The sequence below is a fragment of the Streptomyces sp. 3214.6 genome, assembly GCF_900129855.1.
GTDB classification, from domain to species: Bacteria; Actinomycetota; Actinomycetes; order Streptomycetales; family Streptomycetaceae; genus Streptomyces; species Streptomyces soliscabiei.
On the sequence record NZ_LT670819.1, the window covers coordinates 8,894,613 to 8,913,385 of the forward strand.

16 protein-coding genes are annotated in these 18,773 nt (G+C 71.0%); 10 read left to right on the forward strand and 6 right to left on the reverse strand.

What is annotated here, in order from left to right; all coding sequences use genetic code 11:
* The first annotated feature begins 93 nt into the window (after positions 1–93).
* The 7 genes from B5557_RS40035 (at position 94) to B5557_RS40065 (ending at position 6,690) form a co-directional block, all read left to right on the forward strand.
* Positions 94–888 carry an MHYT domain-containing protein gene (locus B5557_RS40035; RefSeq protein WP_079664089.1) on the forward strand — a complete coding sequence of 265 codons (795 nt, stop codon included), beginning with the start codon at positions 94–96 and terminating at the stop codon, positions 886–888.
* Between the two features lie 47 nt (positions 889–935).
* On the forward strand, positions 936–3,515 hold the full coding sequence (locus B5557_RS40040) for a sensor histidine kinase (RefSeq protein WP_079664090.1): 2,580 nt from the start codon (positions 936–938) through the stop codon (positions 3,513–3,515).
* Complete coding sequence (locus B5557_RS40045) at positions 3,512–3,949, forward strand: roadblock/LC7 domain-containing protein (protein WP_079664091.1); 438 nt, start codon at positions 3,512–3,514, stop codon at positions 3,947–3,949. The genes B5557_RS40040 and B5557_RS40045 overlap by 4 nt, the downstream gene beginning before the upstream one ends.
* 22 nt (positions 3,950–3,971) lie before the next feature.
* Positions 3,972–4,382, forward strand: a complete 411-nt coding sequence (locus B5557_RS40050; RefSeq protein WP_079664092.1) for a DUF742 domain-containing protein — start codon at positions 3,972–3,974, stop codon at positions 4,380–4,382.
* Between the two features lie 99 nt (positions 4,383–4,481).
* Positions 4,482–5,087, forward strand: a complete 606-nt coding sequence (locus tag B5557_RS40055) for a GTP-binding protein (protein ID WP_079664093.1) — start codon at positions 4,482–4,484, stop codon at positions 5,085–5,087.
* Positions 5,088–5,255: 168 nt separating this feature from the next.
* Positions 5,256–5,669: a roadblock/LC7 domain-containing protein gene (locus tag B5557_RS40060; protein ID WP_079664094.1), complete on the forward strand. Its 414-nt coding sequence runs from the start codon at positions 5,256–5,258 to the stop codon at positions 5,667–5,669.
* 139 nt (positions 5,670–5,808) lie between these two features.
* Positions 5,809–6,690, forward strand: coding sequence for a DUF6397 family protein (locus B5557_RS40065; RefSeq protein WP_079664095.1), 882 nt, complete (start codon positions 5,809–5,811; stop codon positions 6,688–6,690).
* Positions 6,691–6,721: 31 nt separating this feature from the next.
* Here B5557_RS40065 and B5557_RS40070 read toward each other — a convergent pair whose 3' ends face one another.
* Both B5557_RS40070 and B5557_RS40075 read right to left on the reverse strand, forming a co-directional pair.
* Complete coding sequence (locus B5557_RS40070) at positions 6,722–7,588, reverse strand: acyl-CoA thioesterase (protein WP_079664096.1); 867 nt, start codon at positions 7,586–7,588, stop codon at positions 6,722–6,724.
* Between the two features lie 67 nt (positions 7,589–7,655).
* Positions 7,656–10,169: a DEAD/DEAH box helicase gene (locus B5557_RS40075; protein ID WP_079665252.1), complete on the reverse strand. Its 2,514-nt coding sequence runs from the start codon at positions 10,167–10,169 to the stop codon at positions 7,656–7,658.
* A 145-nt stretch (positions 10,170–10,314) separates the two neighbouring features.
* Between B5557_RS40075 and B5557_RS40080 the strand changes: the two genes are divergently transcribed.
* Entirely contained in the window at positions 10,315–11,109 is a 795-nt protein-coding gene (locus B5557_RS40080; RefSeq protein ID WP_079664097.1) for a metal-dependent hydrolase, read from the forward strand.
* A 74-nt stretch (positions 11,110–11,183) separates the two neighbouring features.
* On the opposite strand, the gene B5557_RS40085 is transcribed toward B5557_RS40080, so the two are convergent.
* The 4 genes from B5557_RS40085 to B5557_RS40100 form a co-directional block, all read right to left on the reverse strand.
* Positions 11,184–11,441, reverse strand: coding sequence for a type B 50S ribosomal protein L31 (locus B5557_RS40085; RefSeq protein ID WP_079664098.1), 258 nt, complete (start codon positions 11,439–11,441; stop codon positions 11,184–11,186).
* 84 nt (positions 11,442–11,525) lie between these two features.
* Complete coding sequence (locus tag B5557_RS40090) at positions 11,526–11,996, reverse strand: DUF5709 domain-containing protein (RefSeq protein WP_079665253.1); 471 nt, start codon at positions 11,994–11,996, stop codon at positions 11,526–11,528.
* A 432-nt stretch (positions 11,997–12,428) separates the two neighbouring features.
* Entirely contained in the window at positions 12,429–14,210 is a 1,782-nt protein-coding gene (locus B5557_RS40095) for an ABC transporter ATP-binding protein (protein WP_079664099.1), read from the reverse strand.
* Entirely contained in the window at positions 14,207–16,024 is a 1,818-nt protein-coding gene (locus B5557_RS40100; protein ID WP_079664100.1) for an ABC transporter transmembrane domain-containing protein, read from the reverse strand. Before B5557_RS40100 ends, B5557_RS40095 begins: the two co-directional genes overlap by 4 nt.
* A 268-nt stretch (positions 16,025–16,292) precedes the next feature.
* Here B5557_RS40100 and B5557_RS40105 point away from each other — a divergent pair, with 268 nt between their 5' ends.
* Both B5557_RS40105 and B5557_RS40110 read left to right on the forward strand, forming a co-directional pair.
* On the forward strand, positions 16,293–17,036 hold the full coding sequence (locus B5557_RS40105; RefSeq protein ID WP_443031316.1) for a L,D-transpeptidase family protein: 744 nt from the start codon (positions 16,293–16,295) through the stop codon (positions 17,034–17,036).
* A 57-nt stretch (positions 17,037–17,093) separates the two neighbouring features.
* Positions 17,094–18,731: a peptide-N4-asparagine amidase gene (locus B5557_RS40110; protein ID WP_079664101.1), complete on the forward strand. Its 1,638-nt coding sequence runs from the start codon at positions 17,094–17,096 to the stop codon at positions 18,729–18,731.
* Positions 18,732–18,773 lie beyond the last annotated feature (42 nt).

Sequence of the window (18,773 nt, forward strand, 5' to 3'; positions counted from 1 at the left end):
CCGATCGATCCGGCGCATTTCCGCGTCATATTCCAACACCTTTCGAAATGCGCCCCCTTTGTGCTCCTGCGCCCCGGCTAGCGTCCCGTGGCCATGGGACACCTGGACCACGCCGCCTTCGGCTGGCTTACCCCCGTGCTGTCGTACGTGATGGCCTGTATCGGCGCCGCCCTCGGGCTGCGCTGCACCGTGCGCGCCCTCGGCGCCACCGGACGCTCGCGCCGGAACTGGCTGATCACCGCGGCCTCGGCGATCGGCTCAGGCATCTGGACCATGCACTTCGTGGCCATGCTCGGCTTCGGCGTCAGCGGCACCGACATCCGCTACGACGTTCCCCTGACCGTGCTCAGCCTCCTCGTCGCCATGGTCGTCGTCTGCGTCGGCGTCTTCGCCGTCGGCTACAGCCGCGACCGCACGCGCGCGTTGCTGATCGGCGGACTGACCACGGGCCTGGGGGTGGCGAGCATGCACTACCTGGGGATGGCCGCGGTCCGACTGCACGGCGATGTCACCTACGATCCGGTGCGCGTCGGACTCTCCGTCCTGATCGCCGTCGTCGCGGCCACCGCGGCCCTCTGGGCGGCACTCAACATCAAGTCGCCGATCGCGGTCACCGTCGCCTCCCTCGTCATGGGCGCGGCCGTGAGCAGCATGCACTACACGGCGATGTTCGCGGTGAGCGTCCACGTCACGCCCTCAGGGGAAGCACTGCCCGGGGCCACGGCGATGCAGTTCATCTTCCCCCTCGCCGTCGGCCTCGGGTCCTACCTCTTCCTGACCTCGGCCTTCGTCGCGTTGTCGCCCACCACGGGGGAGCGCGAGGCGTCCGCCACGGCACAACAACCGCTGGAGAACCTGCCCGGCCGACAGCAGGCCCGGCCCGTCTGACGCGACCGGCAGGGCACGCCCCCGAACCACTTCCGAGCGAGGAGGCCATGCGTACACCCCGTAGGACCCCCACGGCAGGCGCCGACGCGCCGCCCCCCACGCGCGGGCGCCGCGCCCACGCCGGACCCCCCGCCGACGAGGGGCCGGACGACCGGACGGACCCACCGGCGGGCGCGATGCCCCCGCGCGCGGAACGCTGGCGGATCCGGCCGCGCACCGTGCGCGCCAAGATCGTCTGCCTGCTGATGGTGCCGGTCGTCTCCCTGCTGGCCCTGTGGGCGTATGCCACCGTCAGCACCGCCCAGAACGTCGCAGGACTGCGGCAATCGCAGCGCGTGGACTCCGAGGTGCGCGCCCCCGTCGCGGCGGCGATGGCCGCCCTGCAGGCCGAGCGGGCGGCCGCCGTACGGTACGCGACCGCCCCCGCCCCCGGTCGGACCGGTGACCTCAAGGCGCTTGCGGAACGCACGGACCGCGCGGTGGCCGAACTGCGGCTCGGCGACGACAGCACCGTCGCCGACGCTCAGGAACTGCCCAAGGGAGTGGCCCAGCGGCTCGAGTCGTTCGTCTCCAGGACCGAGGGACTCGCCTCGGTACGGACCGCCGTGCTCGACGGCAGAACCGGCTGGGAGGAGACGTACGGCCGGTACACGAGCACGATCTCCGCGGCCTTCTCGGTCGGTGGCGCGCTCTCCGGCATCCAGGACGCCGAACTCGGCTCCGACGCGCGCGTGCTGCTCGAGTTCTCCCGCGCGGGCGAGGCCCTGTCCCAGGAGGACGTCGTGCTCGCAGGCGCCCGCCGGGCCGGGCGCCTCGACGGACAGCGCCTGCGACTGTTCACCGGTGCCGTCGCCACACGCCGCACCCTGACGGAATCGGCCGTCGCGGACCTGCGCGGCCCCGAACGCACCGCCTGGCAGAGCCTTGCCGCCGGCAGCGCCTACGCCGCCCTGGCCGCCGCGGAGGACAAGGTGCTCGCCGCAGGGCCAGGCGTGAAAGCGATCACGGCTGCTCCGGCAAGCACCTGGGACCAGGCCCACGCGCGCGTGCAGAGCGGGATGCGGACCATCGAGGCGGACGCCGGACGCGGTGTCGCCGACCGCGCCGACCCCTTCACCCGCGGTCTGCTCACCGCCGCCGGCGCCGCGGTCCTGCTCGGACTCGCCGCCGTCGTCGCCTCACTCGTCATCTCCGTGCGCATCGGCCGCGGACTCGTCGTCGAACTGGTCAGCCTGCGCAACAGCGCCCTGGAGATCGCCCGGCGCAAACTCCCCGAGGCCATGCGGAAACTGCGCGCCGGGGAGGAGATCGACGTCCGCGCAGAGGCCCCGCCCGGGCCTCCCTCCGAGGACGAGACGGGTCAGGTCGCCGAGGCTCTGAGCACCGTGCACCGCGCCGCGCTGCGCGCCGCCGTGGAGCGCGCCGAACTCGCCAGCGGCATCTCCGGCGTGTTCGTCAACCTCGCCCGCCGCAGCCAGGTCCTCGTGCACCGCCAGTTGAGCCTCCTGGACAGCATGGAGCGCCGCTCCGACGACCCGAACGAGCTGAGCGACCTCTTCCGGCTGGACCACCTCACCACCCGTATGCGACGCCACGCGGAGAGCCTGATCATCCTGTCCGGGGCGGCGCCGGGCCGGGCCTGGCGCATGCCGGTGTCCCTCACCAACGTGGTCCGCGCCGCCCTCTCCGAGGTCGAGGACTACGCGCGCGTGGAGGTACGGCAGCTCCCGGAGGCGGCCGTCATCGGCACCGCGGTCGCCGACCTCACCCACCTGCTCGCCGAACTCGTCGAGAACGCCGCCCAGTTCTCGCCCCCGCACACGCGCGTGCGCGTCACCGGCGAACCCGTGGGCAACGGATACGCCGTCGAGGTCGAGGACCGGGGCCTGGGCATGGGCAAGGAGACCCTCACCGACGCCAACCGGCGCATCGCGCAGTCCGAGGCCCTCGACCTCTTCGACAGCGACCGGCTGGGCCTGTTCGTGGTCAGTAGGCTCGCCGCCCGTCACGGCATCAAGGTGCACCTGCGCACCTCGCCCTACGGTGGGACCACAGCGGTCGTCCTGCTGCCGACGGCCCTGCTGCACAGTGGCAAGCCGGAACGTTCCGCCCGTGAGGTCGCGCAGGTGCAACAGTCCGCGGAACGCGAGCACGCGCGCGTGCCCGAAGCCGACCGCGATGCCTCCAGCCGTCATGCCTCGGACCGTCACGCCTACGACCGTCGTGCCATGGACCGCCAGCCGGAGGCCGTACCCGCGGCCGCCGACCGCCCCGCGCTGGTGGCCCCCTTACGGGCCGCCGCCGCACCGGCGGCAGCCGAACCCCCGCCTCCCGGAGTCACGACCTTGCGCCTGCACCGCTCCCCGGACGACTCCGAAGGCTCGGACGACCTCCCGCGCCGGGTGCGGCAGGCCCATCTCGCCCCGCAACTGCGCCGCCCGCTGTCCGAGGAACCGGCCAGGGCGCCCGACCCGCGCGGCGACGAAGGGCGCACCCCCGAACTCGTACGGGACCGAATGGCGGCGTACCGGGCCGGCTGGGCCCGGGGCGGCGGCAGGCAACCCGGCCGCGCGGCCACCCCGGACCCCGCACCGGGCAGCGACAGCAGTGAAGGAGACCCCGCATGATCCAGGACCCGAGTACGAGGTCGGCCCAGCGGTCCGGCGAACTCGACTGGCTGCTGGACGACTTGGTGATGCGCGTGAGCGAGGTACGGCACGCCGTGGTGCTGTCCAACGACGGCCTCGCCGTCGGCGCCTCGACCGACCTCAGACGTGAGGACGCCGAACACCTCGCCGCCGTCGCCTCCGGCTTCCACAGTCTCGCCAAGGGCGCGGGCCGGCACTTCGGCGCCGGCGGTGTGCGCCAGACCATGGTGGAGATGGACGACGGCTTCCTCTTCGTGGCCGCCGCGGGCGACGGCTCCTGCCTGGCCGTCCTCACCGCGGTGACCGCCGACATCGGCCTGGTCGCCTACGAGATGGCGAGGCTGGTCAAGCGGGTCGGAGAGCACCTCTACACGCCGCCACGCCTCGGCGCGCGGCCGCCCGCCGCCGGCTGAGGCGAGAGAGCGACCCGCGCAGATGACCGACGACATGACCGGCGCCCCACGCGAGCTGGGCAGCCAGTGGTACGACAACGAGGCCGGTCCGCTCGTCCGCCCGTACGCCATGACGGGCGGACGCACGAAACCGGGCCCCACCGGAGTGCGCTTCGACCTGATAGCCCTGGTCACCCTGGATCCGGGCGCGCCTGGTGTGGACGGCTTGGCGCTCGGGCCCGAGCACCGCACCCTCATCGACCTCTGCCGTACGGAGACCCAGTCCGTCGCGGAACTCGCGGCCGGCGCGGATCTTCCCGTCGGCGTGGTCAGGGTGCTCCTCGGAGACCTGCTGGAACTCGGTTGTGTCACCGTCAGCCGTCCCGTCCCGCCTGCCCAGTTGCCCGACGAGCGGATCCTGCGCGAGGTGATCGAGGGGCTGCGAGCGCTGTAGAAAAACGCTCAACCCCACCCGGACGGAAAAAGTCCCCAGTTGTCATGCTGCCGGCTTCGCACACACGCCGAAGTCGTACTCTCCCGAGAGAAGTGATCCATGGTCTCCGAGCACTCCGACGCCACAGGCGGCGAGACGTCCCCCCTGGCGTTGAAGATTCTGGTCGCCGGCGGGTTCGGCGTGGGCAAGACCACCATGGTGGGCGCGGTCAGTGAGATCAAGCCGCTGCGCACCGAGGAACTCCTCAGCGAAGCCGGGCAGTTGGTGGACGACACCGACGGCGTGGACCAGAAGGTCACGACGACCGTGGCCATGGACTTCGGCCGGATCACCATCCGTTCCGGCCTGTCCCTCTACCTGTTCGGAACGCCGGGTCAGGACCGCTTCTGGTTCCTGTGGGACGAACTGTCGCAGGGCGCTCTCGGCGCGGTGGTCCTGGCCGACACCCGGCGCCTGGAGGACTGCTTTCCCGCGGTCGACTACTTCGAGCACCGGCACATTCCCTTCGTCGTAGCCGTCAACTGCTTCGCGGGCGCACGGACATACGGCGCCCAGGACGTCTCGCGCGCCCTCGACCTCGACGGAGGAACCCCCGTCGTCCTGTGCGACGCCCGTGACCGCGATTCAGGGAAGGAGGTGCTGATCCGGCTGGTGGAGTATGCCGGGCGGATGCACACCGCCCGGCTGCTCGACTCGGTGGGCTGACCAACCGGAGGCGCCACGTGCGGGCTGCCGTCGGTCATCTTCTGTGCCACGCCGCCATCCTCCTTGCTCCGGCGGCCGACCCTGGGGAAGGGTGGCGGGCAGATTCTCCGGCGAGGCGGAGGATCGCATGGGGAAGACATACGGGGAACGTCACACGGGGAGTGGCACATGGTGCAGAACCAAGAGCTGGGCTGGTTGTTGGACGACTTGACCGAGCGCGTCGACCACGTGCGGCACGCGCTCGTCCTGTCCAACGACGGTCTGGTGGCGGGCGCGAGCACAGGACTGCGCCGGGAGGACGCGGAGCACCTCGCCGCGGTCTCGTCCGGACTGCACAGCCTGGCCAAGGGATCAGGACGCCATTTCAGCGCGGGCCGAGTCCGCCAGACGATGATCGAGTTCGACGACGCGGTGCTGTTCGTCACCGCGGCGGGAACCGGCAGTTGCCTGTGCGTGCTCAGCGGCGCGGAGGCCGACATGGGGCAGATCGCCTACGAGATGACCCTGCTCGTCAACCGGGTCGGCGAACACCTCACGGTGGACGCCCGACAGCCCGAGCGTGCCCCGCTGACAGATATCTGACCTGCGCTTTTCCTCTCCTTCGTGGAGTTATCCACAGGCTCGCCACGAGATCGGCGATTCCGGCTACGGTTTTTCCCGAGGCCACCGCGGACAGCGCGGGCCTGCTGCACTCCACTTCACTCCACGGGGGAGACCGACCATGTCCGGCAACACCGTCACGCAACCACACTCCGTTTCCTGCACGCCGAGTCGGGCGGCGCGGGAACTGAACCTGAAGCGAAGTGAGTTCGACCTCGCCGTGCATCTCGGACGCGTCAGGACCCTGCCCGACGACGGAGGAGGGGGCCGCCGGGTGGCCCGCACGGAGATCGACCGCCTGCGCTCGGAACCCGGCTTCCCCGAAACGCTGCGCGAGAGCGTGTTGGCCGTGGGCACCGGCGACGCCGCGGCCATCCTGGACGTGCCTCCCGCCCGGTTCACCCGGCTCGCGCGGGTGGGACTGGTGGTGCCCGTCAGGTTCTATCTCAACCGCTACCGAGCCGTCGTCTGGCTGTATCTCGCCGAAGAACTACAGCAGTTCGCCACCGACAAGACCAACTCGTCCCTGCTCACCGGTCGGACACCCGAGACGTTGCGCAGCCGGTTGGCCGAAGGCGTTGACCTGCGGGCCCGGAACTGGCGGGGACGACACCTGGGCTTCCTGCTCCGACAGGCCGACGGCCCGTGGCAGCACGCCGGTGTTCTGGCCGGGTTCCTCGACCCCCTCCAGGTCGCGGAGATCGTCAGGGACCCCTACGAACGCTCCCACCTGAACAGGTTCCGGCCCGGACCGCCGGCCCACGGCACCCCAGGTACACCGGGTGCCCAACTCGTCGAGAAGATCATGACCGCGGACGACCCCGACGAGATCGACTGGCTGAGGTCCGACCTGGAACGCACTCTGGCCGAGGCCCGTGCCGACCAGCCCGCGCCGCGCCCCTCGCCGAAGCCGTCCAGGTCGACGCCTGTTGCGCCGGAGCCGATCGCGTTCGGCCGGTCGACACGAGGTCTGCTGAGCCGGTTGCGCCGCCGAACCGCGTGACGTACAGGGACCTGACGTACGGGGACGGGAGCTACAGCGCCCGGAAAAGTCCCTCCTGGACCACGGACACCAACAGGCGCCCTTCCCGGTCGTAGATGCGCCCGCGAGCCAGCCCTCGTCCGCCGGTGGCGATCGGCGACTCCTGGTCGTACAGGAACCACTCGTCCGCGCGGAACGGCCGATGGAACCACATCGCGTGGTCCAACGACGCCATGTCGAAGTTCCGCGGACCCCACAGGGGCTCGACCGGGAGGCGGACGGCGTCCAGGAGCGTCATGTCGCTGGCGTAGGTGAGCGCGCAGGTGTGGACGAGCGGATCGTCGCCGAGCGGCCCGACCGCCCGCATCCACACCGCGCTGCGCGGCTCGGCTTCCTTGACGTCCTCGGCGCTCCAACGCAGCCGGTCCGCGTACCGGATGTCGAAGGGCTGACGGCGCGCCATGCGCTCCAACTGTTCGGGCATCGCGCCCAGATGCTCCCGGATCTCTTCCGCGACCGTCGGCAGGGACTCCGGGTCCGCGACCTCGCGGGCCGGCGGCAACTGGTGCTTGAAGGGCCCTTCCTCAGGCTTGTGAAAGGAGGCGGTGAGATTGAAGATCGTGCGCCCCTGCTGCACGGCGGTGACCCGGCGGGTGGTGAAGGACCGCCCGTCCCGCACCCGTTCGACCTGGTACACGATGGGCACACCGGGCCGACCCGGGCGCAGGAAGTACGCGTGCAACGAGTGCACCGGCCGGTCGCCGTCGGTGGTCCGCCCGGCCGCGACCAGCGCCTGGCCCGCGACCTGGCCGCCGAAGACCCGCTGCAGGGACTCCAGCGGGCTGCGGCCGCGGAAGATGTTGACCTCGATCTGCTCCAGGTCGAGCAGATCGACGAGCCTCTCGGCCGGATTCGTCATCGGTGCGTTTCTCCTGTGCCTTCTGCCGTTCCTTGTTCTCTGTGCGCTTCGGTCCCTGCTGCGCCGCTCACAACTGACCGACGGAGGTGACCCGGACGACCGCACGCCCCTCGGCGTCCGAGGCCGTGAGGTCGACCTCCGCACTGATGCCCCAGTCGTGATCGTCGTTCGGGTCGTCGAAGATCTGGCGGACACGCCACAGGGCGTTCTGCGGCTCCTCCTGGATGACAAGCAGCTTCGGACCCCGGGCATCCGGACCGGTGCCGAGGTCGTCGTACTCGTCCCAGTACTTGTCCATCGCCTCGCCCCACGCGTCGCCGTCCCAGCCGGACTCGCCGTCCATCTCGCCCAGCTCGTCGACGTGATCGAGAGCGGCGAGCTCGACGCGGCGGAACATCGCGTTGCGGACCAGTACCCGGAAGGCGCGGGCATTGGCGGTGACCGGCTTGACCTCGTCCGCCTTCTCCTGGGCCTCCTCGGCGGTCATCTCCTCCGGGTTGGCGAGCTGCTCCCACTCGTCGAGCAGGCTCGAGTCGACCTGGCGCACCATCTCGCCCAGCCACTCGACCAGATCCTGCAGATCCTCCGACTTGAGGTCGTCGGGGACGGTGTGATCGAGGGCCTTGTAGGCGCTGGCCAGGTAGCGCAGCACGATGCCCTCGGTGCGGGCCAGCTCGTAGTGGGACACCAACTCGGTGAAGGACATCGCCCGCTCGTACATGTCACGGATGACGGACTTCGGCGACAACGGGTGGTCGCCGACCCACGGGTGGCTCTTGCGGTAGGTGTTGTACGCGTGGAAGAGGAGTTCCTCCAGGGGCTTCGGGTACGAGATGTCCTGGAGGCGTTCCATGCGCTCCTCGTACTCGACGCCGTCCGCCTTCATCGCGGCCACCGCCTCGCCACGCGCCTTGTTCTGCTGAGCGGCGAGAATCTGACGCGGATCGTCCAACGTGGACTCCACGACGGAGACCATGTCCAGAGCGTAGGAAGGCGACTCCGGGTCGAGCAGCTCGAACGCGGCCAGCGCGAAGGTGGACAGCGGCTGGTTCAGCGCGAAGTCCTGCTGGAGGTCCACGGTGAGGCGGACGATGCGGCCGGTGGCGTCGGGTTCGTCGAGCTTCTCGACGATCCCGCCGTCCAGCAGCGAACGGTAGATTGCGATCGCGCGCCGGATGTGCCGCAACTGCTGCTTGCGCGGCTCGTGGTTGTCCTCCAGCAGATGCCGCATCGCCTCGAAGGCGTTGCCGGGCCGGGCGATCACCGACAGCAGCATCGTGTGCGTGACCCGGAAACGGGAGGTCAGCGGCTCCGGGTCCGACTCGATGAGCTTGTCGAACGTGTTCTCCGTCCAGCCCACGAAGCCTTCCGGCGCCTTCTTGCGCACCACCTTGCGGCGCTTCTTCGGGTCGTCGCCGGCCTTGGAAAGGGCCTTCTCGTTCTCGATGACATGCTCGGGCGCCTGGGCCACCACGTAGCCCGCCGTGTCGAAGCCGGCCCGCCCCGCCCGGCCCGCGATCTGATGGAACTCGCGGGCCCGCAGGGTACGTACCCGGTTGCCGTCGTACTTGGTCAGCGCCGTGAACAGCACAGTGCGGATGGGCACGTTGACGCCCACACCCAGCGTGTCCGTACCGCAGATCACCTTCAGCAGACCGGCCTGGGCGAGCTTCTCCACCAGGCGCCGGTACTTGGGCAACATGCCGGCGTGGTGGACGCCGATGCCGTGCCGCACGTAGCGCGAGAGGTTGCTGCCGAACTTCGTGGTGAAGCGGAAGTTGCCGATCAGGCCGGCGATCTGCTCCTTCTCCTCGCGCGAGCACATGTTGATGCTCATCAGCGCCTGCGCCCGCTCCACCGCCTGCGCCTGGGTGAAGTGCACGATGTAGACGGGCGCCTGCCTCGTCGCCAGCAGATCGGTGAGCGTCTCCGTCATCGGCGTGTACTGGTATTCGTAGGACAGCGGGACAGGCCGTGTCGCCGAGCGGACCACCGCTGTGGGGCGGCCGGTGCGCCGGCTGAGGTCCTTCTCGAAGAACGACACATCGCCGAGCGTGGCCGACATGAGGACGAACTGTGCCTGTGGCAGCTCCAGGATGGGGATCTGCCACGCCCAGCCGCGGTCTCCCTCCGCGTAGAAGTGGAACTCGTCCATGACGACCTGGCCGACGTCCGCGTCCTTGCCGTCGCGCAGCGCGATCGACGCGAGCACCTCGGCGGTGCAGCAGATGACCGGGGCGTCGGAGTTCACGGACGCGTCGCCGGTCAGCATGCCGACGTTCTCCGTGCCGAAGATCTTGCACAGTTCGAAGAACTTCTCCGACACCAGCGCCTTGATCGGGGCCGTGTAGAAGGTGACCTCGTCACGGGCGAGGGCCGCGAAGTGCGCGGCGGCCGCGATCATGCTCTTGCCGGATCCGGTGGGCGTCGACACGATCACGTTCGCCCCGGAGACCACCTCGATCAGCGCCTCCTCCTGATGGGGGTAGAGCGTCAGACCGCGCTCCTGCGCCCAGGACTCGAAGGCTTCGTACAGGGCGTCGGGATCTGCGGTCGGTGGCAGCTGATCGATGAGGGTCACGACCCCATCTTGCCTGCCCCAGCCCTTGATGGGGGAATCGGCTGCCGGCCCGAAGATCATGGCCGCTACGCTGTGTCGCCGACGGAGCGTCATCGCACCCGGTCAACTGGACAGCGGCACACGAGGAATAGGGCGGGCAACGGCCATGATGGGACCAGCACACTCACTGTCGGGCGCCGCCGCCTGGCTCGGCGTCGGTGCGGCCGCCGCCGCGGCAGGGCACACGATGCCCTGGCCGGTCCTGCTCGCGGGTGCGTTGATCTGCGCCGGCGCCGCGCTCGCCCCGGACCTCGATCACAAGGCCGCCACCATCTCCCGTGCCTTCGGTCCCGTCTCGCGCTGGCTGTGCGAGATCGTCGACAAGCTCTCCTACGCGGTCTACAAGGCCACGCGGAAGCAGGGCGACCCGCGCCGCTCCGGTGGGCACCGCACCCTCACCCACACCTGGCTGTGGGCGGTCCTGATCGGCGCCGGTGCCTCGGCGCTGGCGATCACCGGTGGCCGCTGGGCGGTGCTGGCGATCCTCTTCGTGCACATGGTGCTGGCGATCGAGGGCCTGTTGTGGCGGGCGGCCCGGGGCTCCAGCAGCGATGTGCTGGTGTGGCTGCTCGCCGCGACCAGTGCGTGGATCCTCGCCGGTGTGCTGGACAAGCCGGGCAACGGCTCGGACTGGCTGTTCACGGACCCGGGCCAGGAGTACCTGTGGCTGGGGCTGCCGATCGTGCTGGGCGCCCTGGTGCACGACATCGGGGACGCACTGACCGTTTCCGGCTGCCCGGTCCTGTGGCCCATCCCGATCGGGCGCAAGCGCTGGTACCCGATCGGTCCGCCCAAGGCGATGCGGTTCCGCGCGGGCAGCTGGGTCGAGCTGAAGGTGCTGATGCCCGTGTTCATGCTGCTCGGAGGAGTGGGCGGGGCTGCCGCCCTCAACTACATCTGACGCGCGACGCGACGGGTGCGCTGGGCCGGTGCGCCGAGGGCCGTGACGGTGGTGGCGGCGGGGTCAGCGCCGGTTCAGGTCATTGCCCCGCCGTCGCCGTAGCGCCGCTCGAATTTGGCGACGCGGCCCTCCGTGTCCACGGTGCGTGCCTTGCCGGTGTAGAAGGGGTGGCTCTCCGAGGAGATCTCCACATCCACGACCGGGTAGGTCTCGCCGTCGTCCCACTCGATGGTCTGGCCGCTGGTCGCGGTGGACCGGGTCAGGAAGGCGTAACCGGCCGTCCGGTCGCGGAAGACGACCGGGTGGTAGTCGGGCTGCTTGTCCTGCTGCATGCGGACTCCTCGTGCGGTGGCGGTGGCGGTGGCGGTGGCGGGGGCGGCCACGGGCCGGGGACGGCCGGGCCGGCAGCGGGTGGGTCAACCGGACAGGGTGTCCTCGTCGACGATGTGCATCGCGGCCTCCTCGGCGGAGGCTGCGGCGCCGTCGATGCCCACGTCCGTGGCGATCAGTGCGCTCTCCTCGTCCTCGTGGACGCCCTCGTCCGGTGCCACCAGTCGGCCGGATCGGGCGGCGCCGACCTCGTTGTCGAGGAGTTCCCCGTCGGTGCCGTCGCAGTCCCCGAGGCCGTCACCGTCGGGCACATCGAGGTCCGGGAGCTCCTCAGCGAGCCGTTGGTCCAGCGTCTCCCCCTGATGGCGCTCCGCGGCGGTCACCCCGGTGTGCTCCACGGCCCAGGGGCGGTCCGGAGGGGACCAGCCGCGGTCGAGGGGGTCTCCGACGCCGTCGTTGTCCAGCGTGTCCTCCACGTCGAGCAGCCCCGCGTCCTCCTGGATGTCGGACGCGTCGGGCTGGTAGACGTCGTCTCCCCATCCGTCGGCGCTGTTCACGGGTACCTCCATGGGGTGACGGGCCCGTACTCTCCGCGGTCGGCGATGGGATACCGCCGGACGGAGCACCGGCCGGGGGAGACGCGTTCCGGACGGATTCCGGGTGCCTCCCGCGCGGGTGCCGCTATCCAGCGTTCCACCCCGCTTCGGGACCGCGCAACGCCAAAGGTCACACGGCCGTGGGACGGGGTCGCCGCGGCCGGGGCACCGGGCTCGCGCAGGGGAGGCACCCGCTGTCTCCCGGGCGTCACCGACCCGCGTGTCTGCTCCGTTCCCGGCCCGAGCACCACTACTTACGGCGGTTCTGCCGAGAACGCCGGCACTCGCACCAGCACCGGCACCGGCACCGGCTGTGGCACGGGTTGTGGCTGGAGGCGCCGTACAGACAGGCCTGGCGCCGACGCCGCTCTCCGGCGACGGCGCCTCTCCTCCTCACCCGTGCCACGACCGCCACAGTGCCGCGTACGCTCCGTCCGCCTCGACCAGCTCGGCATGGCTGCCCAGCTCGCTGATGCGGCCGTTCTCGACGACGGCGATGACGTCGGCGTCGTGGGCGGTGTGCAGACGGTGGGCGATGGCGACGACGGTGCGCCCGTCCAGGACGCGGGCGAGGGACCGCTCCAGGTGGCGGGCGGCACGCGGGTCGAGAAGCGAGGTCGCCTCGTCCAGGACCAGCGTGTGCGGGTCGGCCAGCACCAGACGGGCCAGCGCGATCTGCTGGGCCTGGGCCGGAGTGAGCGCGACACCGCCGGAGCCGACCTCGGTGTCGAGGCCGTCGTCCAGCGCCCGCGCCCAGCCGTCCGCGTCGACCGCGCCCAGGGCGGCCCACAGCTCGGCGTCCTCGGCTCCCGTCCGGGCGAGCCGGAGGTTGTCGCGCAGGGAGCCCACGAAGACGTGGTGCTCCTGGTTGACGAGTGCCACGTGGGAGCGGACCCGTTCGGCGGTCATCCGCGACAGTTCGGCACCGCCGAGGGTGATCCGGCCGTCGCGCGGCGCGTAGATCCCGGCGAGCAGCCGTCCCAGGGTGGACTTGCCCGCGCCCGAGGGGCCGACCAGGGCGAGCCGGGTCCCGGGGGAGACCTCCAGGGACACCTTGCGCAGGACGTCGACGCCCTCGCGGTAGCCGAAGTGGACCCGGTCGGCGAGTACATCGCGGCCGTCGGGCACCAGCCCGGAGTCCCCGCCGTCCGGCTCGATGTCGCGCACCCCGACGAGGCGGGCCAGCGACACCTGGGCCACCTGCAGCTCGTCGTACCAGCGCAGGATGAGGTTCACCGGGTCGACGAGCATCTGCGCCAGCAGTGCGCCCGTCGTCAGCTGGCCGACCCCGATCCAGCCCTGCAGGACGAACACGCCGCCGAGCATGAGGACCGAGCCGAGGACGGTGACGTGCACGAGATTGATCACCGGGAACAGCACCGACCGCAGCCACAGCGTGTAACGCTCCCAGGCGGTCCACTGCCGGATGCGCTGCTCCGACATCGCGATGCGGCGGTCGCCCAGGCGGTGGGCCTCGACGGTGCGGCCGGCGTCCACGGTCTCGGCGAGGGCGGCCGCCACGGCGGCGTAGCCTGCCGCCTCCGAGCGGTAGCCGGCCGGGGCCCGCTTGAAGTACCAGCGGCACCCGACGACCAGCAGGGGCACCGCGACCAGTACGGCAGGCGCCAGCGGCGGCGCCGTGACCACGAGCCCGCCGAGCAGCAGCAGGGCCCACATCACGCCGATCGTCAGCTGGGGCACGGCCTCCCGCATCGCGTTGGCCAGCCGGTCGATGTCCGTCGTGATGCGGGACAGCAGGTCGCCCGTTCCGGCCCGCTCCAGCACGCCCGGCGGCAGCCGCACCGACCGTACGAGGAAGTCCTCGCGCAGGTCGGCCAGCATCCGCTCGCCGAGCATCGCGCCGCGCAGCCGCACCTGCCGTACGAAGGCGGCCTGGACGACCAGGGCGATCACGAACAGCGAGGCGGTGAGCCCGAGATGGAGCTCCCGCGCTCGGTCCGAGAGCCGCTCCACGAGATCGCCGAGCAGCCAAGGACCCACCATCGAAGCGACCGTGGCGACCGTGTTGACGAGGAGGAGGAGCAGGAAGGCGCGGCGGTGCCGGCGCAGGAGTTCGGCCACGTAGGCGCGTACGGTCGCGGGGGCGCCGACGGGCAGGGTGTTCGCCGTCGTCGGTGCCGCCGGGTCGTACGCGGGCGGCGCCACGCCGATCATGCGGTCTCCTCGATCTCTTCGCGTTCGATCTCTTCGAGTTCGTTGTCGTCCAGGTCCTTCAACACGCCGTTCAGGGCGGCCTCCTCGTCGGTCTCCCTGGTCACCACGGCCCGGTACCGGGGCTCGGTGCGCAACAGTTCGCGGTGCACGCCGACCGCGACGGCCTCGCTCTCGTGCACGAGCACGACCCGGTCGGCCCGGTCCAGCAGCAGGGGCGACGAGGTGAACACGATCGTCGTACGCCCCGCACGCAGTGCGCGCAGTCCTTCGGCGATCCGTGCCTCGGTGTGCGAGTCGACGGCCGACGTGGGCTCGTCCAGGACGAGGACCTCGGGGTCCGTGTACAGGGAGCGGGCCAGCGCGAGCCGCTGCCGCTGGCCGCCGGAGAGGGACCGGCCGCGTTCGGTGATGCGCGCGTCCAGCGGATCGTCGGCGTCCAACGAGCCTTGGACGAGCGCCTCGAGGACGTCCCCGCACTGGGCGGCGGCCAGCGCCGCATCCGCGTCCACCGCTCCGGAGGCGGGCACGTCGAGCAGGTCGCGCAGGGAACCGGACAGCAGCACCGGGTCCTTGTCCTGGACGAGGACCGCCGTGCGCGCGCAGTCCAGCGGCAGCTCGTCCAGGGGGACGCCGCCCAGCAGCACCGACGGGCCGTCCTCCGGCGGGTGTCCGCCCAGCCGTTCAGCCAGTTGTCCTGCCGTGTCCGGGTCGCCGCACACCACGGCGGTGAGCCGGGCGGCCGGAGCGAGCAGGCCGGTGGCGGGGTCGTACAGGTCGCCAGAGGGAACGTCGGCCGCGCGCGACCCGCCGATGTCGGTGGCCCGTTCCAGGGACAGCACGCGTGCGGCCCGTTTGGCCGAGGGGCGCGAGAAGGAGTAGGCCATCGCGATCTCCTCGAAGTGCCTGAGGGGATAGGCCAGGACCATGACGGAGCTGTACACCGTGACCAGTTCGCCGACGGTGATGCGGCCCTCGCGGGCCAGGTGGACGCCGTAGCAGACGACTGCGATCAGCAGCAGGCCGGGCAGCAGCACCTGGATGGCGCTGATCAGGGACCACATGCGAGCGCTGCGCACGGCCGCGTGCCGGACCTCCTGAGAGGCGCTGCGGTAGCGGTCGAGGAACAGTTCCTCGCCACCGATCCCGCGCAGCACCCGTAGGCCGGCCACGGTGTCCGAGGCGAGTTCGGTGGCGCGTCCGGCCTTCTCGCGCTGGAAGTCGGCGCGGCGTGTCGCCCGGGGCAGCAGGGGCAGCACCGCGAGCGCGAGGACGGGCAGGCCGACGGCGACGACGACGCCCAGGGCCGGCTCGTAGACGACCAGGCCGACGCAGACCAGCAGGACGGTGAGGGCCGCGGCGGTGAAGCGAGAGACGGCCTCCACGAACCAGCCGATCTTCTCGACGTCGCCCGTGGAGACGGCCACCACCTCACCGGCCGAGACCCGCCGGGTCAGCGCGGAGCCGAGCTGCGAGGCATTGCGGGCCAGTAGTTGCTGGACCCGGGCGGCGGCGGTGATCCAGTTGGTGACGGCGGTACGGTGCAGGAAGGTGTCCCCGAGCGCGGTGGCGGCACCGCACAGCAGCATCAGCCCTCCGGTGAGGGCGAGCCGGGTACCGGAGCGGTCCACGACGGCCTCGATGGCGAGTCCGACGCAGAACGGTTGTGCGGAGACGGCGACGAAGTGCAGCAGCCCCCAGGCCAGGGACTTCAGCTGGCCACCCAGCTGATTGCGGCCGAGCCACCACAGGAAGCGGGGGCCCGAGCGTGCGTCCGGCACACCAGGGTCGAGGTACGGAAGGTCTTGGATCTGCATGACGTCCCAGTGGCTCGAGTCAGCGGAGGGGGAATAGGCGGGGCGGGGGAGGGGGTGGGGGGAGGGAAGGGAAGGGCAGGGAGGCGGATCGGCGGAAGGTCCGCGGGGAGCGGCAACAAGCGGCAACAAACCGTGCAAGGTTCGCGTCGCGGCGTGGTGAAAATCAACCTGTTTTCCGCTGCGGCGGCAGGATCCGGCAGCCGCCCGACACGGCCCGGATGCCCGGAACCTGCCGTAAATGACCGGAAAGTGATGCGAGCATGGCCCGGTGCGACATGGTGAGGTGCGGCGCGTCGGAGCCGCGACGGTGACCTGTGGTCTTCTGCTCGTGGTCCTGGCCGCGTGCGGCGGCTCGGGTGCAGAACACGGGCGTGACAGCATGCCGCGAGCGGGTGCCGAGGGCAGCGTCACTCCGCCGAGCGTGGCCCCGGCGACCGGCGTCCCGGGCGTGGGGGAGCGGCTGCAACGGCAGATCCCCGCTGGGTCGCGCCAGGTGGTGGCGGTGTACGGCGACGGCAAGGACTCCGCGACCGCCACCGTCGTGTTCTACGCCAAACGTGGCCCGGTCTGGGAGCGCGTCCGCACCTGGCCCGCGCACAACGGCAAGAAGGGCTGGACCGCCGAGCACTACCTTGGCGACGACCGCAGTCCCGTCGGCGTGTTCACCCTCAGTGCCGCGGCCGGCGTCCTGGACGACCCCGGGACCCGGCTGCCGTACACGCAGTCCGAGGACTACGCGGCGCCCCGCTGGTGGGACCAGGCGCACTGGCACGACTTCGACTACGTCATCGCCATCGACTACAACCGCGTCAAAGGCACGCCTCCCGACGATGCGGAGCAGCCCCTGGGCGAGGAGCGAGGGGGCGGGATCTGGCTGCACCTGGACCACGGCGACGGCACATCGGCCTGCGTCAGCCTGCCCAGGGCAGCGATGGAGTACCTGCTGCGCACGCTCGACCCGGATCAGCATCCCGTGGTGGTCATGGGGGACAGGGCCGCGCTGAGGAGCTAGCACTTCCGGCGGACGCGTCATTGCGGGGAGGGGGCGACTCGCCGTAGAACACCGGCCATGAGAAGTCGGATCATCATGTCCATGCTCACCGGAGCGATCCTCCTGGCGGGCACCGTCCTCGGGGGCGGCACGGCGCGGGCCGCCGCATCCACGTCCGCGGCGGTCGAGGTTCCCGCCGAATTCGGCACCGACTGGCACGACCCTCTCACCGCCGCCCCGCCCGTGACCAGGCCCGACGCCAAGTCCTGTCAGATCACCCTCGCCGAGGCGCAGTTCCGGGACTTCACGCCGTACCGGGGCACGTACACCCCGCCGGACGGCTGCGGTGACCGCTGGAGCAAGGTCGTGCTGCGGCTCGACGGCAAGGTCAAGGGGCGGCAGTTCGACCGGCTCGGCTATCTGCACATCGGCGGGGTGGAGGTCTTGCGTACATCGACGCCGGAGCCGTCGCCCGACGGGATCGAGTGGTCCGTCGAGAAGGACGTCACCCGCTACAGCGACACGTTCCGCTCGGCCCAGGACGTCGAGATGCTCATCGGCAACGTCGTCGACGACACCTACACGGGTGTGATCGACGTCAAGGCGACCCTCACCTTCTACGACCTCACCTTCTCCAAGGGGAAGCCGGCCGCCGTCCCCGACCGAGTCCTCACCCTGGCCGAGGGCCCCGACGGCGCGACCCTCACCGCGCCGCGCAACAGCGAACGCGTCGTCGCCGAGGTGTACGCCACCGGTTCTGGTGGCGGGTGCGAGGAGTACTGGTACCTGACCGTGCCCGCGTCGGCGCCCTACTCCTGCCATGCCGACGACGGCCCCTACCGGGAGGTGCAGGTCAAGGTCGACGGACAACTGGCCGGCATCGCCACTCCCTTCCCGACCGTCTGGACCGGTGGCTGGTCCAACCCCTTTCTCTGGTACGTGATCCCAGGCCCCCGCGCCTTCGACATCAAGCCGATCGAATACGACCTGACGCCGTTCGCCGGGGTTCTCAACGACGGCCGCCCGCACCGCGTCGAGGTGTCCGTGGTCGGGGTGCCCGAGGGGCAGAGCGGCTGGAGCACACCCGTCAACGTGCTCGTCTGGCAGGACCCGGGCAAGGCCGTCGTCGGCGGGAAGCTCGTCACGCACGATGCGGGGGAGCTCACCGATTCCAGCGTCTACACGCCCGGCACGGAGCACCGGCTCGACACCGAGGGTCGGCATCGGCTGACCGTCGCCGGATTCCTCGACACCTCGCACGGACGCGTGCGTACCACCGTCACCCGCACCCTCGCGAACACCTCCGTGCACCGCTGGAGCGACGGCGAGAACGTGGACGGCCTCGACGCCACCTGGACGGACGACGAGTCGGTCACCGTCGACGGCCGCGGACCGGCCCGGGCGACACGCACCCACCGGACGTACACGATGAACGGCACCACCACCCTCGGCGCGGACGACCGGCTGCGCACCGTGCTGACCCTCGGCGACCGGGCCGACGCCATGACGACGCGAAACGGCCGACGCACGTGGTGGTCGCGGCTCGACGACACGTACACGGGTGACGCGACCTTCACCGTCAACGTGCCCCGCGACCAACGGCACGCCGTCGCCAGGACGAGCGAGCGCTACCGGCTGTACGGCTCGCAGGGCTGCCACGACCGTCGGCTGACCACCCTTCAGGGGGTGTTGACCGAGGACCGCGGAGGCTGCTGAGACGCAGTGCGTGCGATCCGTCACTCGTGGCGGGATTTACAC